Consider the following 14,906-nt stretch of genomic DNA (forward strand, 5'->3'; position numbering starts at 1 on the left):
TACCCAGAGGGAGCAGTTGCGCATGGCCGCCAGGAAACCCGCCGAGAAGCCGAACGTGTCCAAGGACGAGCTTCTCCACTACTATCGGGAGATGCTGCTGATCCGCCGGTTCGAGGAGAAGGCGGGACAGCTCTACGGAATGGGCCTCATCGGAGGCTTTTGTCACCTTTACATCGGGCAGGAGGCCGTCGTCGTCGGCCTGGAGGCCGCGGCGGAGGAAGGCGACAAGCGCGTCACCTCCTATCGCGACCACGGGCACATGCTTGCCTGCGGCATGGATGCGAAAGGCGTCATGGCGGAACTGACCGGCCGGGAGGGAGGCTACTCCAAGGGCAAGGGCGGCTCCATGCACATGTTCTCCAAGGAGCGCCACTTCTACGGTGGCCATGGCATCGTGGGGGCGCAAGTCCCGATCGGCGCGGGCCTTGCCTTCGCGGACAAGTATCTCGGCAACGGTCGCGTCACCTTCGCCTATTTCGGTGACGGCGCCGCCAACCAGGGCCAGGTCTATGAGACCTACAACATGGCCGAACTGTGGAGCCTGCCGGTGGTTTTCGTCATCGAGAACAACCAGTATGCCATGGGCACGAGCGTCAAGCGCTCCACCAAGTCCAAGACCCTCTTCGGCCGTGGCGAGGCGTTCGGCATCCCCGGTGAACAGGTGGACGGCATGGATGTTCTGGCCGTGCGGGCTGCCGGGGAGAAGGCCGTCGCGCACTGCCGCGCCGGGAACGGGCCCTATATCCTTGAAGTCATGACCTACCGCTACCGTGGCCACTCCATGTCGGACCCGGCAAAATACCGTACGCGGGAGGAAGTGCAGAAGATGCGCGAAGAACGCGATGCCATCGAACACGTCCGTGAGTTGCTGCTGACAGGCGGCCACGCGACGGAGGACGACCTCAAGGCCATCGACAAGGAGATCAAGGGCATCGTGAACGAGGCCGCCGAATTCTCCAAAGAAAGCCCGGAGCCGGATCTCTCCGAACTTTACACCGACATCTACGCCTGAGGGGAAAGACAGAATGGCAACCGAAATCCTGATGCCGGCCCTGTCCCCCACGATGGAGGAAGGCACGCTCGCGAAATGGCTGATCAAGGAGGGGGACGAGGTGTCCTCCGGCCAGATCATCGCGGAAATCGAAACCGACAAGGCCACGATGGAATTCGAGGCCGTCGATGAAGGCACGGTCGGCAAGATTCTCATCCCGGAGGGCACGGCCGGGGTGAAGGTCAACACCCCCATCGCAGTGATGGTGGAAGACGGCGAAAGCGCCGAGACCGCGACACCGGCGAAGTCGGAAGCGCCCGCCGAAGCAAAGGCGCCCGCGGAAGCCAAGGCAGCCTCCGCCGTGGAAGCCGCGCCGCATCCGCAGAAGGCCGCCGACACCACGCCGGACTGGCCTGATGGCACGCCCATGAAGACCATGACCGTGCGCGAGGCGCTCCGCGAGGCGATGGCGGAGGAAATGCGGGCAGACGACACCGTCTTCCTGATGGGCGAGGAGGTCGGTGAATACCAAGGCGCCTACAAGATCAGTCAGGGACTGCTGGATGAATTCGGCGCCCGCCGCGTGGTGGACACGCCGATCACGGAGCACGGCTTTGCCGGTATTGGCGTCGGCGCGGCCTTCGGCGGCCTGAAGCCGATCGTGGAGTTCATGACGTTCAACTTCGCCATGCAGGCGATCGACCAGATCATCAACTCCGCCGCCAAGACACTCTACATGTCGGGCGGCCAGATGGGCTGTCCGATCGTGTTCCGCGGCCCGAACGGCGCTGCCGCCCGCGTCGCCGCCCAGCACAGCCAGGATTATGCTGCATGGTATGCACAGATTCCGGGACTGAAGGTGGTGCAGCCCTATTCCGCAGCCGATGCAAAGGGCCTGCTCAAATCCGCGATCCGCGATCCGAATCCGGTCATCTTCCTTGAGAACGAGATCCTTTACGGTCGCTCCTTCGAAGTGCCGGATCTGGACGATTTCACCATCCCGTTCGGCAAGGCGAAAATCTGGCGGGAGGGCACGGATGTCACCATCGTCTCCTTCGGCATCGGGATGAGCCACGCGCTGGCGGCGGCGGACAAGCTGGCGGAGGAAGGCATCTCGGCGGAGGTCATCGACCTGCGCACGTTGCGGCCGATCGACTACGACACGATCATCGCTTCCGTGCAGAAGACCAACCGCTGCGTGACGGTGGAGGAAGGGTTCCCCGTTGCCTCCATCGGCAACCACCTATCGGCCTATATCATGGAGAACGCGTTCGACTGGCTCGATGCGCCCGTGATCAACTGCGCGGGCAAGGACGTGCCCATGCCCTATGCCGCAAACCTTGAGAAACTGGCGCTGATCACCGCGGACGATGTCGTCGCGGCGGTCAAGAAAGTCACCTACCGCTGAAGGGGGAGAGAATGGCGACTGAAATCCTGATGCCTGCCCTGTCTCCCACGATGGAGGAAGGGACGCTCGCGAAATGGCTGGTCAAGGAGGGGGATACCGTCTCCTCCGGCGACATCATCGCGGAAATAGAGACTGACAAGGCCACGATGGAATTCGAGGCTGTGGACGAGGGGGTCATCGGCAAGCTCCTCGTCCCCGAGGGTACTGCGGGCGTGAAGGTGAACGCGCCCATCGCCGTGCTGGTCGAAGACGGCGAAAGCGTGGGCGATACCCCCGCGCCCAAAGCCGCGGCCAAGGCGGAGGAGGCTCCGAAACAAGCCGCCGCTGCGCCCGAAGCCGCGCCCAAGGCCGTTGAAAAGGCGCCCGCGCGCGCCGAGGGCGCGCGTGTCTTCGCCTCGCCCCTCGCCCGCCGGATCGCGGCGGAAAAGGGCCTCGACCTTTCTGCCGTTGCCGGCTCCGGCCCGCACGGCCGGATCGTGAAGGCCGATGTGGAAACGGCGAAACCCGGCCAGCCGGCCAGCGCCCCTGCGGCGGAAGCCAAGGCCTCCACGCCGGAGCCGAAGCCCGAACCGCAGAAAGCGGCCATGGCTACCGGCGCCTCTGCAGATACGGTCAAGAAGCTCTACGCCGACCGCGATTATGAGGAAGTGACGCTCGACGGGATGCGCCGTACCATCGCCGCGCGACTGACCGAGGCCAAGCAGACCATCCCGCATTTCTATCTGCGCCGCGAGATCCGGCTCGATGCGCTGATGGAGTTCCGCCAGACCCTCAACCACCAGCTTGCGGGCCGGGGGGTGAAGCTGTCGGTCAACGACTTCATCATCAAGGCGGGTGCGGTCGCGCTGCAACAGGTGCCCGATGCCAATGCCGTCTGGGCGGGCGACCGTATCCTGAAGCTGAAGCCTTCCGACGTGGCGGTCGCCGTGGCGGTAGAGGGCGGCTTGTTCACGCCGGTGATCCGCGATGCGGACAAGAAGTCTCTCTCCGCCCTGTCGGCGGAGATGCGCGACCTTGCCCATCGGGCACGGGACCGCAAGCTTGCGCCGCATGAGTATCTCGGCGGCAGTTTCGCCATTTCCAACCTCGGCATGTATGGCATTGACAACTTCGATGCCGTCATCAACCCGCCGCATGGGTCGATCCTCGCCGTCGGGGCGGGCGTAAAGAAGCCGGTCGTCGGCAAGAACGATGAGATCGAGGTGGCTACGGTCATGTCCGTGACCCTCTCCGTCGATCACCGCGTGATCGATGGGGCATTGGGGGCGGAATTCCTCAAGGCTATGGCTGACCTGCTCGAAAACCCGATCCTGATGGTAGCATGACTGTTTCCCCGCCCTGCGGGTGGGGAAATGCCTGACCTTCTCGGCTTTCCGCCTTACGGGCGGGAAGCCTTTTCTCCGGCCACCCCGGCCCCTCTCTCGAGGGCTGCGTATATGACGCGGGCCCCCGGCAAGCTTCTGAAAAGTCGTGGTTATCCGGCCTTGCGTTGGGAAATCAGTCCGGTCACGAGCCAAAACCGCCGGTTTCCGCGGAGTTCTTCACCCGTGGAGGGAAGTTCTCCGCCCCGGAGCAAATCCGGAATGCCGTTTCAGCATCCTGCTAAAGACCCGCGCAGCGGTAAGGAAAGAATCGCGGCAACCGCCCTTCACCCCGCTGATCGTTTACAGGCTCAGGCGGTGGATCATCTAGGCTGGCTCTGGCGCGATATCGAGTTTCCACCCGGACGGACCGTGAACCCCGAAGCCGCCCGCTGCAAAACATCTGGACCCCGCCGGGCGTGACATCTACGCTTTGGCGTAACACGTCTGGTCCCATGCTCCGCTTCACCCTGTCCCGCATCACCTCGCTCCTGTTGAGCCTCATCGTTGCGAGCGTAGCGATATTCGCCGTGATCGAGAGCGTGCCCGGTGATCCGGCCACCTTCATGCTGGGCATGAATGCCGAGCCCGACACCATTGCAGCCCTGCGCCGGGAGATGGACCTGGAACGCCCGGTTGCCGAGCGTTACCTCCGCTGGATGGGCGGCATGGCGACAGGCGATTTCGGCATCTCCTATACTTATCGCGTACCGGTGGGAGAGCTCATCGGCCAGCGGATCACCGTCTCCTTCCCCCTTGCCCTCTACGCCCTTGTGTTGAGCGTCGTCATAGGTCTGCCGGCCGGCCTGCTCGCGGCATCGCGCCGGGGAAGCGTGACCGACTGGTCGGTGATGGGCATGACCCAGCTTGGCATCGCGGTGCCTAACTTCTGGTTCGCGATGTTGTTGGTCCTGCTCTTTTCGATCACGCTTCGCTGGCTCCCCTCCGGCGGCTTTCCGGGCTGGGGCGCAGGCTTCTGGCCGGTGGTAAAGTCGCTGACGCTTCCAGCCGTTGCCCTTGCGTTGCCGCAGGCCGCCATCCTGGCGCGTGTCATGCGGTCAGCGCTGATCGAAACGCTGGGACAGGATTACATCCGTACCGCGCGCGCCAAGGGCCTGAGCCTCCACCGCGCCATACTGGGCCACGCGCTCCGCAACGCGCTGATCCCGGTTCTGACAATTCTGGGGCTGCAGTTCTCCTTTCTGCTGGCGGGCGCGATCATCATCGAGAACGTGTTCTATCTTCCCGGCCTGGGGCGGCTGATCTTTCAGGGCATTACCCAGCGGGATCTGATCGTCGTGCGCTCGGCTGTCATGCTGCTGGTGTTTGCCGTCATCGTGGTGAACTTCCTGACTGATCTCGCCTATATGCTCGTTGATCCCCGGTTGAGGGCGCGCGCGTGAAATTGCCGGTCTCCCTGATCGTGGGCGGTGTGCTGTCTCTCATCGTGTTGCTTGCGGCGCTGCTGTCGCTCATCTGGACGCCGCATTCGGTGGAGACGCTGGCGGTAGCGGCCAAGCTGAAACCCATCGGAACGCCGGGCTATCTGCTCGGCACGGACCAGCTCGGGCGGGACATCCTTTCCATGCTGATGGTAGGAGCGCGGACCTCCGTTTCCGTCGCATTGATCGCGGTCGGTATAGGGGTGGTGATCGGCGTGCCGCTGGGACTTGCCGCCGCCTCGAGCAGGGGCGGTCTGCTGGACGAGGCGATCATGCGCGGCAACGACGTGATCTTCGCCTTCCCCAGCCTCGTCATCGCCATCCTGATCACCGCCGTTCTGGGACCGTCCGCCGTCAATGCGATCCTTGCCATCGGCATCTTCAACATTCCCGTCTTCGCCCGTGTCGCACGTGGCGGCGCGCTGAGCCTGTGGACGCTCGACTACGTCCGCGCGGCGCAGGTGGCAGGCAAGGGGCGTGCGCGGATTTCGCTGGAACATATCCTGCCCAATATCCTCAATCTCCTGATCGTTCAGGCGACGATCCAGTTCTCGCTTGGCATTCTGGCGGAGGCGGGGCTGTCCTACGTGGGTCTGGGAGCGCAGCCGCCGATCCCGTCCTGGGGCCGGATGCTGGCAGAGGCGCAGACGCTGGTGGCCCTCGCGCCCCATGTCGCCATCCTGCCGGGGCTGGCGATCGTGGTGACGGTGCTCGGTCTCAACCTGATGGGCGACGGCCTCCGCGACGTGCTGGACCCGCGGCTGAGGCAGAGCAGATGAGCGCGCCGATGCTCTCCGTCAGGGATCTTGCCGTGACCCTCCGCGGCGCGCCGTTGGTGCGGGACGTTTCCTTCGATATCGCACCGGGCGAGGTGATGGGGCTGGTAGGTGAGTCCGGGTCGGGCAAATCCATGACCGCGCTGGCACTCATGGCGCTGCTGCCCTACCGGGCCGAGGCGCAAGGCGCCGCCTTGCTGGACGGAGTGGACCTGCTCCCGCTCCCCGAGCCGCAAATGTGCCGTCTCCGGGGTGCGGAGATCGGCATGATTTTTCAGGAGCCGATGACGGCGCTCAACCCGATGCAGACCATCGGCGCGCAGGTGGCGGAAGCGCTCGTCGTCCACCGGCGGGCCTCGCGGTGGGACGCGCTGGAGATCGCGCGGGCGCGGCTTGACCGTGTCGGGCTGGACGCCGCCCGCGTCCCCCTCGACCGGTTCCCGCATGAGCTGTCGGGCGGCCAGCGGCAGCGGGTCTGTATCGCCATGGCAACCGCCCTCCGTCCGAAGCTGCTGATCGCGGACGAACCCACGACCGCGCTCGACGTCACGACACAGGCGGCGATCCTGGAGCTGCTCAAGGATCTGGTGGCGACGGAGGGTATGAGCCTGCTGCTCATCACCCATGACCTCGCCGTCGTCTCTCGCATGGCCGCCCGCGTGGCCGTGATGAGCCAGGGCCGCATCGTGGAACAGGGCCGGACCGAAGCCGTGTTCCGGCAGAGAAGCGCGCCTTACACGCGCCAGCTTTTCGCCGCCTCCGCCCATGTGCCAAGGCGTGCCCCCCCTCCTCTCGGCGCCCCCCTCCTGGAGGTTCGCGATGTCGTCCGGGCCTATCCCCTTCCCCGCGACGGGCTCTTGGGAAGCCCGCGCACGCTGCGGGCGGTGGACGGCGTGAGCCTTACGCTGCGGGAGGGCGAAAGCGTCGGGCTGGTGGGTGAATCCGGTTGCGGCAAATCCACCCTCACCCGCGCCATCCTGGGCCTTGACCCGATACAGTCGGGAGAGATTCGTCTTGGCGGGGAACCCGTCATCGCTGGCCGGATGAGCCATGAACAGCGTGCGCGCGTTCAGGTTGTCTTTCAGGATCCCTTCGGCAGTTTCGATCCCCGCCACAGGGTCGAACGGCTGGTCGCTGAACCCTTTCACCTGCGGCCCTGCCCCCGCGCGGAACAGAGGGAGCGTGTGGCGGCGGCGTTGGTGGAGGTCGGCCTTTCGCCCGATGACATGCGGAAATACATCCATGAATTCTCGGGCGGTCAGCGCCAGCGGATCGCCATTGCTCGGGCGCTCATCATCCGGCCGGCTCTCATCGTGCTGGATGAGGCCGTTTCCGCGCTGGATGTCCGTGTGCGGGCGCAAATCCTCGATCTTCTTGCCGATCTGCAGCAACGCCTGAAACTGAGCTATCTGTTCGTCAGCCACGATCTTGCCGTGGTGCGCGGGATAACCGACAGGGTGATGGTCATGCGCAAGGGTCGCATCATCGAGGACGGCCCGACGGCCGAGGTCTTCGGCGCCCCGCGCCAAGCCTACACCGCGCAGCTGATCGCGGCGACGCCCCGCATTCCCGCGGGCTGGCTGGAGGAGACGGCATGATGCGGCCCGGTCCGCGCAATCTCATCACCGATGTCGCGGGGCTGTCGGTCGGCAACGCCTCCGATGGCCGGCTGAAAAGCGGCGCGACCGTGCTTGTGGGAGAGCGACCATTCACCGCCGCCGTCTCCGTCATGGGAGGTGCCCCCGGCACGCGGGAGACGGACCTGCTCGCCCCCGACCGGCTGGTTCAGGAGGTGGACGCACTCGTTCTTTCCGGGGGGTCGGCTTTCGGTCTCGATGCCGCATCCGGTGTGGCCGATGCGCTGCGGGAAGCGGGCCGCGGGTTTGACGTCGGGGGTCAGCGCGTGCCCATCGTTCCGGGAGCGATCCTCTTCGATCTGACCAATGGCGGCGACAAGTCATGGCGGGAGAACCCTTACAAGGCACTTGGCCGTACCGCCCTCGCCAATGCGGGGCCTTGCTTCGATATCGGCAGCGTCGGCGCGGGTACGGGAGCCACCACGCGGAACTGGAAGGGCGGGCTTGGCTCCGCCTCCGCCGTGCTCGAAGGCGGCTTGACGGTGGGTGCCCTGGTGGCGGTGAACGCGCTCGGCTCCGTGACGCTGGGCGACGGGCCACAGTTCTGGGCCGCGCCCTGGGAGCTGGAGAATGAATTTGGTGGCCTTGGCCTGCCCTCTCCGCTGCCACCGCAGGATGTGGAGGGGCCGGGCAAACGGTTGGGAGAGGCGACGACCATCGCCATTGTCGCCACTGACGCACGGCTTACGCAGGCGGAGGCCATGCGGCTCGCCACGGCCGCTCAGGATGGCATGGCACGGGCCATCGTTCCCTCGCACACCCTGTTCGACGGCGATCTGGTCTTTGCGGCAGCGACGGGCGCGCAGCCTCTGGCAGAAGGCGGGGCGGACCTGTATCGTCTCGGCCATGCCGCAGCCTGCTGCCTTGCCCGCGCAATTGCCCGCGCCATCCATGCCGCCCGCCCCGCGCCGGGCGACCGGCAGCCGTCATGGGCCGCGCGTCATGCTCCCGATTGAGATGCGGCACAGGAAAGGCCACCCTCTTGTTCCTTGAGTTATTTATCGTTTTCGCCCTCATTCTGGTGAACGGTGTGTTGGCGATGGCGGAGCTCGCCATTGTCTCATCCCGGCCCGTCCGCCTTCGCACACTGGCTGACAAGGGCAGCAGCGGGGCCAGGATCGCGCTCAATCTCTCCGAGAATCCGGGCCGCTTCCTTTCTGCGGTTCAGATCGGCATCACCTTGGTCGGCGTACTGTCAGGCGCGTTTTCCGGGGCTACTCTGGGGGCACGGTTCTCGGAATGGCTCCGCACCCATGGGCTTTCGCCCGCGACGGCCGATGCGCTCGGCGTTCTGATCGTCGTGGTGGCGATTACTTACCTCTCCCTCATCATCGGAGAACTGGTGCCCAAGCAGATCGCCCTCCGGAACCCGGAGAATGTCGCCTCTCGCGTGGCGCCGCTCATGGCTGTTCTGGCAAAGGTCGCGGCGCCGCTCGTGTGGTTTCTCGACCTTTCGGGCCGTACCGTCCTGCGCCTGCTTGGCCAGACGGACAGCGAGGAGTCGAAGGTCACGGAGGAGGAAGTCCGCACCGTCCTGTCGGAAGCGCAGTCCGCCGGTGTCATCGAAACGGGCGAATCGGCCATGCTTTCCGGCGTCATGCGGCTGGCTGACCGCAATGCGCGCGGGCTCATGACGCCGCGGCGGGACGTGGAAATGGTTGATCTGGATGCAACAGAGGAAGAAGTGCTCGCGACGCTTCACAAATCGCGCTTCTCCAAGCTGCCGGTGCGCGACAGGACGACGAATGACGTCCCCGGGGTGCTCTTTTCCCGCGATGTGTTCGAGGCTCGGACAACGGATCGCCCGTTCAGCGTGGCCAATCTCATGCGGGAAGTGCCCGTCGTCTCCGACCGCGCGAAAGCGCTGGACGTCGTGGAAGTCCTGCGCCGCTCACCCCCGCATATCGCGCTGATCTTTGACGAATATGGCGAGTTCGAGGGGATCGTGACCACCGGCGATGTGCTTGAGGCGATCGCGGGCGTTTTCGATGAGGATGAGACAGGGGAACCCGCCCTGTTCCTTCGCGACGATGGCAGCTACCTCATCGCAGGCTGGATGTCGGTTGACGAATTCTCGGACCAGCTGGGCTATCCCCGCAAGCCAGACGCCGATTACGCCACTGTCGCAGGCCTGGTTCTGGATGAGTTGCAGCGCATGCCCGCGCTGGGTGACACGTTCGAGCGGCATGGGTGGAAGTTCGAGGTGGTCGATCTCGACGAACGCCGGATCGACAAGGTGCTGGTCATCCCGCCGGCGCAGGCTGCCGACGAGGGCTGACGCCACGGACGCAGGGCGACGAATTTGGTCCACGGCACGGAAGGCCGAAACGAAAAGGGCGCGCCCATTGCGCGCCCCTCGAAAGCTCGGCGGTAAAGCGTATCAGGCGGCGGCCTGACCTTCGCCTTCCGCTTCCTTGGCTTCAATCGCACTCGGCTCCGACAGGGTCGAGGTGATTTCGATCTTGCGCGGCTTCAGCATTTCGGGAACTTCCCGCACCAGATCAATGTGCAGCATCCCGTCAGCATGAGTGGCGCCGGAGACACGCACGTGATCGGCAAGAGCGAAACGCCGCTCAAACGCGCGCGTGGCGATCCCGCGATGCAGGAAGCTGCGTTCACCGTCTTCCTTCACCTTGCGCGCGCTGACGATAAGCGCGTTGTCACGCATCTCGACCGACATTTCCTCGGGCGAGAATCCGGCGACGGCGATGGAGATCCGGTAGCCGTTTTCGGCGGTCTTTTCGATATTATAGGGCGGGTAACCGGGCTGGACATCCGCCGCCAGAACCCTGTCCATCAGGTCGGCGATACGGTCAAAACCCACGGTTGCGCGATAAAGCGGGGCGAGATCAAAGGTTCGCATGGATTATCATCCTCCATTGAGCGATGCATTTTCTGCCTTCCCGTTCGGGGCAAGGCGGCCGTGTAACCGGGCCCCTTGATGGGCATCCCGGTGACACTGATCTGGGTGATAGACAGTGTCGTTTCAAGGGGCGCGGGCCGCGTTCTGCAACGTGGGAAGCGCATCCGCGACCGGCACGGCGAAAGCGATGCCGCGGCCCTGTGCCTCGCCGCGCGCCACCACGATACCGACGAGCCGCTCTGCCCCGAATGGCCCTGCGATCAGTGGCGCCCCTGAGGCCCCGCCCGTCACAGCGCAATCGATGAGCAGCGCGCCAAGGCTTCGCCTGAGCAACGGACAGGAGAGGACCTGGGGCGGCTCCTCCGGCTGCTGGCGGGAATAGGTGATGGCGGTCATCTCATCGGGCGGCAGCAGCGCTTCCTCAGCCGGAATCGGCGGCACACGAAGGGGCGTGAGCAGCTCCACCAGCGCGATATCAGAGGCAAGACGGCTCTTCGCCTCCGCCCCCGGCCGATAATCGGGATGAAGCACCACCCGCCCTGCCACCGATTGCGCCACCTCCGTGCCCTGCGAACGGCCCGCGCGAAAGACGATGCTTCCCGCCGGAAACGGCGTACCGTCGGAGAGGCTCACGCAATGCGCCGCCGTCAACACGCGATCAGGCGCGATGAGCACTGCGCTGCAGACGCTTTTCCCCGAGTCGAGACGGCCTATGGCGGGCCAGTCCGTCGCGCCGGCCGAAGAGATGCCTGACAGGATCACCGCCCCGGCAAGCAGGCTGAAGAGACGAACAGATTTCGGCATGACAGGCTCCGGCTTCAGGGACGCGGCAGAATGGCCTTCGAGGGGGAATTCTACATCACTCCGCACAACACGCCACGTCCGCGACGCATGTCCTCTGGCACCACGCTGAGAGCCGTGAGACTGTTCGGCAAAGGTCAGGGTCCATGCAGCACATCTTCACATTCGCCCCATTCACATTCGCCGATGTCATCGCCGTCGGCCTGCTGTTGCTGGTCTGGCTGGTCAGCGGCTACCTGATTGAACGGACCGATGCTTCGCGTCTGTCCGTCGCGACGCTGATGGAGCATTACCGCCGCGAATGGATGCGCCAGTTCATCACGCGCACCCCGCGCCTCTTTGACGCCAATGTCATGGCGAGCCTCCGGCAGGGCACATCGTTTCTCGCGTCCGCCTGCATGATTGCCATTGGCGGCGGCCTCGCGCTCATCGGCAACCGGGAGCGAGTGGGTAATGTGGCCGAAGACCTCACGCTTGGCGAACTCAGCCCCGTGGTATGGGAGGTGAAGATGCTACTGGTCCTGCTTTTCGTGACCAACGCGTTTCTGAAGTTCCTTTGGGCGCACAGGCTGTTTGGCTATTGCACCATCCTCATGGGGGCGGTTCCGAACGATCCCGCCGATCCGAAGGCGACGGTCATCGCGGACCAGGCAGCCGAGATCAACATCCGCGCGGCACGTGGCTTTAACCGGGGCCTTCGCTCGATCTATTTCGCGTTGGCGGCGCTCGGCTGGCTGGCCGGGCCGCTGGCGCTGATCATGAGCACCCTCATCACGTTGGCGGTGATCTGGCGGCGGGAATATGGCTCCCAGTCGCGGGAAGTGCTGCTCGCGGGGATCGAGACGATGCGGATCTAGCGTGCAGCCTGAATGGCGGGACGGAGCGTCCGGTCCAGCTCTCCCGCAGTGATCGGCCCGGCAAAGCGCATGACGACCTTGCCTGCGCTGTCGATCACATAGGTCTCAGGCACGCCATACACCCCCCAGTCCAGCGCCATCCGGCCGGAGGCATCCGCGCCGATCGCGTGGAAGGGATCGCCCAGTTCCTGAAGGAAAGCGAGCGCCTTTGCCGGATCGTCCTTGTAGTTGATGCCATAGATCGGCACACCCTCGGCGGCGAGCCTCTCCAACATGGGATGTTCGGCGCGGCAGGGCGCGCACCAGCTTGCCCAGAAATTGACAAGCTTCACTCCCGGTGTCTTGAGCACAGCCGTGTCGAAGCTCGCGCCAGGCCCCAGCGGAGTTACGGCAATGGCGGGGGCCTCACGACCCACGAGGGTGGAGGGCAATGTGTCATCCCGACCCATACCGAAGAAGAACAGGGCAGCCAGCCCCGCGAAGGCAACCGGAGGAATCAGAACGAGGGGAGATATTCTAGCCACGGCCGCGACGCCTTTCTTCCGCTTCCTCCAGCCGCCGTTTCACCCTCGCCCCACGGAGCAGTGTCAGCGCTACCGTCCCCGCAAGCAGCAGGAAGGTCACCCCATAGGCGGAGAGAACGGAAACTGCATATTTTCCAAGATCGGGCATCATGCCATCCGCTCCCGCAACTCCAGCGCCTTGAGGCGGCGCGCCCGGATCTCGGTTCGCGTACGGATCAGCACCAATGTCAGGAACAGCAGCCCGAAGCCCACCATGCAGATGACGAGCGGTATCCAGAAGGCATTGTCCACATTCTCCTTCCGGTCGAGGCTCAGCGAGGCGCCCTGATGCAGCCCCTGGCTCCAGAAATTAACCGCGTAGCGCGAGAGCACGGCAAAGACCGAACCGACAAGACAGAGCACGGACGTCAGGTCGGCGGCGGTATCCGTATCCTCAACCGCCTGCCAAAGCGCGATATAGCCGAGGTAGAACAGGAAGAGGATGAGGAAGGAGGTCAGCCGCGGATCCCAGGCCCACCACGTTCCCCACATCGGCTGTCCCCACACCGCACCGGTAAAGAGCGCGACAAGGGTCATGACCATTCCCACGGGTGCCGCTGCCCGCGCCGCCAGAGCGGAAACGTGATGCCGCCGGATCAACCAGATGAGCGATGCCACCAGCATCATCAGCCAGGCATTGATCGCCATGAGCGCCGCGGGCACGTGCAGAAAGATGATCTTGACCGTGGAGCCTTGACGGTAGTCGTCCGGTGTCAGGAAGAAGCCCCAGACGAGCCCGACAACCAGACAGACCACCGTCAGGCCAATACACCACGGCAGCAGGCGCGCGGAGGTCTGCATGAAACGGACGGGGTTGGCATATTCCCAGAGGGAGCTCGCGCGCATCCTGTTCTGCTCCTGTGTCATCATGGCTCTAGCATGCTTTTGGGCGTCCCGCACAGTCACCTGAGGTTGATACGAATTGCCGCGGCCGTGGCGAAGGGCAAAAGCCCCAACACCCCCGCCGTGATACCGCCAAGTAACAGAAATGGCGTCGTGAGCGGAAACCCCTCCGCGCCGCGGCGCACGACCTCTGCTCCATAGACCAGCGTGGGCACATAGAGCGGCAGTACCAGGAGCGACAGGAGCAGCCCGCCCCGCTTGAGCCCCACTGTCAACGCGGCGCCGAAGGTGCCGATGACGGAGAGCGCGGGCGTCCCCGCCGCGAGAGAGGCCAGGAGCCACGGATAGCCTTGCGACGGCAGATTCAGCAACAACCCCAGCAGCGGCGCGATGAGGGTGAGAGGCAAACCCGTCGTGAGCCAATGGGCCAGCGCCTTGATGAAGACCACCCCTTCCAGCGGAATGGGCGCAGTCGCGATGAGGTCGAGCGAGCCGTCCTCATAATCCAAAGCGAAAATCCGGTCGAGCGACAGCAGCGCGGAAAGCAGCGCCCCGACCCAGATGATACCGGGCGCGATCCTCCCCAGCGTGGCCCCGTCCGGCCCGACCCCCAAAGGCACCAGAACCGCGAGGATCAGGAAGAAGGCCAGCCCAAGCCCGAAGCCTCCCCCACTACGAAAGGCAAGCCGCAGATCACGCAGGAGAAGCGCGATCACGAGATATCACCGAAAGCCAGGTCGAAATCCTGCATCGCCTCGGCCCGCGCCCGGAAGGCCGCTATATCCAGGACAGGCGGCGTGCCAAGGCCAAGGTCGACATGTGTGGCGATCAGCGCTGCACCGCCGCCCGCCAGATGCGCGTGCACCGCTTCGGCGAAAAGCGTCACGCCCTCACTGTCCAGCGAAACCGTCGGCTCATCCAGCAGCCAGATCGGTCGCCCGGTGACCAAAAGCCGCGCGAGGCCCAGCCGCCGCCGCTGGCCCGCCGAAAGGTTCTGTGCCGGACGCTCCCGCAGAGGGCCAAGGCCGAACGTCGCCATCGCCGGGCCGATCTCGCGCTGTCCATGCAGCCGGGCCCAGAAATCGAGGTTCTCCGTCACGGTCAGCGTCGCCTTCAGCCCATCCGCATGGGCGGAATAGGCGATGGCCTCCGGCGGAGCGGAGATCGTGCCGGCAAGCGGCGGCTGCAATCCCGCCAGTGTCCGAAGCAGCGTCGTCTTGCCGGCGCCATTCGGGCCGCGCAGCACAAGGGCGCCGCCTGCCGGAAGCGTGAAACTCACCCCCTCCAGCACCGGTATCCCGCCGCGCGCGCAGGCCAGATCTCTTACCTCAAGCGTCATATCCCGCGGATAGCCTATCGCGGAG

At 64.9% G+C, this 14,906-nt stretch carries 16 protein-coding genes; 9 read left to right on the forward strand and 7 right to left on the reverse strand.

Translation table 11 applies throughout. From position 1 onward, the window contains the following. Positions 1 to 22 precede the first annotated feature (22 nt). From pdhA to CN97_RS02585, 8 genes are all read left to right on the forward strand, one after another. Positions 23 to 1,012 carry a pyruvate dehydrogenase (acetyl-transferring) E1 component subunit alpha gene (gene pdhA, locus CN97_RS02550; protein ID WP_035706488.1) on the forward strand — a complete coding sequence of 330 codons (990 nt, stop codon included), beginning with the start codon at positions 23 to 25 and terminating at the stop codon, positions 1,010 to 1,012. A gap of 13 nt (positions 1,013 to 1,025) precedes the next feature. After that, entirely contained in the window at positions 1,026 to 2,399 is a 1,374-nt protein-coding gene (locus tag CN97_RS02555) for a pyruvate dehydrogenase complex E1 component subunit beta (RefSeq protein WP_035706491.1), read from the forward strand. A gap of 11 nt (positions 2,400 to 2,410) precedes the next feature. Beyond that, entirely contained in the window at positions 2,411 to 3,724 is a 1,314-nt protein-coding gene (locus CN97_RS02560; RefSeq protein WP_035706494.1) for a pyruvate dehydrogenase complex dihydrolipoamide acetyltransferase, read from the forward strand. Positions 3,725 to 4,215: 491 nt separating this feature from the next. Then, positions 4,216 to 5,163: an ABC transporter permease gene (locus tag CN97_RS02565; protein WP_035706495.1), complete on the forward strand. Its 948-nt coding sequence runs from the start codon at positions 4,216 to 4,218 to the stop codon at positions 5,161 to 5,163. Between the two features lie 2 nt (positions 5,164 to 5,165). After that, complete coding sequence (locus CN97_RS02570) at positions 5,166 to 5,981, forward strand: ABC transporter permease (protein ID WP_035707039.1); 816 nt, start codon at positions 5,166 to 5,168, stop codon at positions 5,979 to 5,981. Beyond that, positions 5,978 to 7,576 carry an ABC transporter ATP-binding protein gene (locus CN97_RS02575; RefSeq protein WP_407059724.1) on the forward strand — a complete coding sequence of 533 codons (1,599 nt, stop codon included), beginning with the start codon at positions 5,978 to 5,980 and terminating at the stop codon, positions 7,574 to 7,576. The genes CN97_RS02570 and CN97_RS02575 overlap by 4 nt, the downstream gene beginning before the upstream one ends. Continuing rightward, on the forward strand, positions 7,576 to 8,571 hold the full coding sequence (locus CN97_RS02580) for a P1 family peptidase (protein WP_035707044.1): 996 nt from the start codon (positions 7,576 to 7,578) through the stop codon (positions 8,569 to 8,571). The genes CN97_RS02575 and CN97_RS02580 overlap by 1 nt, the downstream gene beginning before the upstream one ends. A gap of 26 nt (positions 8,572 to 8,597) precedes the next feature. After that, on the forward strand, positions 8,598 to 9,893 hold the full coding sequence (locus tag CN97_RS02585) for a hemolysin family protein (RefSeq protein WP_035706497.1): 1,296 nt from the start codon (positions 8,598 to 8,600) through the stop codon (positions 9,891 to 9,893). Positions 9,894 to 9,995: 102 nt separating this feature from the next. On the opposite strand, the gene CN97_RS02590 is transcribed toward CN97_RS02585, so the two are convergent. Next, a complete protein-coding gene (locus CN97_RS02590) occupies positions 9,996 to 10,478 on the reverse strand; it encodes an Hsp20 family protein (RefSeq protein ID WP_035706502.1) in 483 nt (160 codons plus the stop codon). Positions 10,479 to 10,601: 123 nt separating this feature from the next. Further along, complete coding sequence (locus CN97_RS02595; RefSeq protein ID WP_035706505.1) at positions 10,602 to 11,282, reverse strand: trypsin-like serine peptidase; 681 nt, start codon at positions 11,280 to 11,282, stop codon at positions 10,602 to 10,604. Positions 11,283 to 11,425: 143 nt separating this feature from the next. Here CN97_RS02595 and CN97_RS02600 point away from each other — a divergent pair, with 143 nt between their 5' ends. Then, on the forward strand, positions 11,426 to 12,136 hold the full coding sequence (locus tag CN97_RS02600; protein ID WP_035706513.1) for a DUF599 domain-containing protein: 711 nt from the start codon (positions 11,426 to 11,428) through the stop codon (positions 12,134 to 12,136). On the opposite strand, the gene CN97_RS02605 is transcribed toward CN97_RS02600, so the two are convergent. The 5 genes from CN97_RS02605 to ccmA are packed head-to-tail and all read right to left on the reverse strand — an operon-like array spanning position 12,133 to position 14,881. Continuing rightward, the gene (locus CN97_RS02605; RefSeq protein ID WP_035706515.1) at positions 12,133 to 12,660 is read right to left on the reverse strand and encodes a DsbE family thiol:disulfide interchange protein; all 528 of its coding nucleotides are present in this window, start codon (positions 12,658 to 12,660) and stop codon (positions 12,133 to 12,135) included. The genes CN97_RS02600 and CN97_RS02605 overlap by 4 nt on opposite strands. Next, positions 12,653 to 12,811: a heme exporter protein CcmD gene (ccmD, locus tag CN97_RS02610; protein ID WP_084683949.1), complete on the reverse strand. Its 159-nt coding sequence runs from the start codon at positions 12,809 to 12,811 to the stop codon at positions 12,653 to 12,655. The genes CN97_RS02605 and ccmD overlap by 8 nt, the downstream gene beginning before the upstream one ends. Continuing rightward, entirely contained in the window at positions 12,808 to 13,545 is a 738-nt protein-coding gene (locus CN97_RS02615; protein WP_035706517.1) for a heme ABC transporter permease, read from the reverse strand. The genes ccmD and CN97_RS02615 overlap by 4 nt, the downstream gene beginning before the upstream one ends. Before the next feature lie 56 nt (positions 13,546 to 13,601). After that, a complete protein-coding gene (gene ccmB, locus CN97_RS02620) occupies positions 13,602 to 14,258 on the reverse strand; it encodes a heme exporter protein CcmB (protein ID WP_035706519.1) in 657 nt (218 codons plus the stop codon). After that, positions 14,255 to 14,881 (reverse strand): heme ABC exporter ATP-binding protein CcmA, encoded by a 627-nt coding sequence (gene ccmA / locus CN97_RS02625; RefSeq protein ID WP_035706525.1) that lies wholly within the window; start codon positions 14,879 to 14,881, stop codon positions 14,255 to 14,257. Before ccmA ends, ccmB begins: the two co-directional genes overlap by 4 nt. Between the last annotated feature and the right edge of the window lie 25 nt (positions 14,882 to 14,906).

Source organism: Haematobacter massiliensis (genome assembly GCF_000740795.1).
GTDB lineage: Bacteria > Pseudomonadota > Alphaproteobacteria > Rhodobacterales > Rhodobacteraceae > Haematobacter > Haematobacter massiliensis.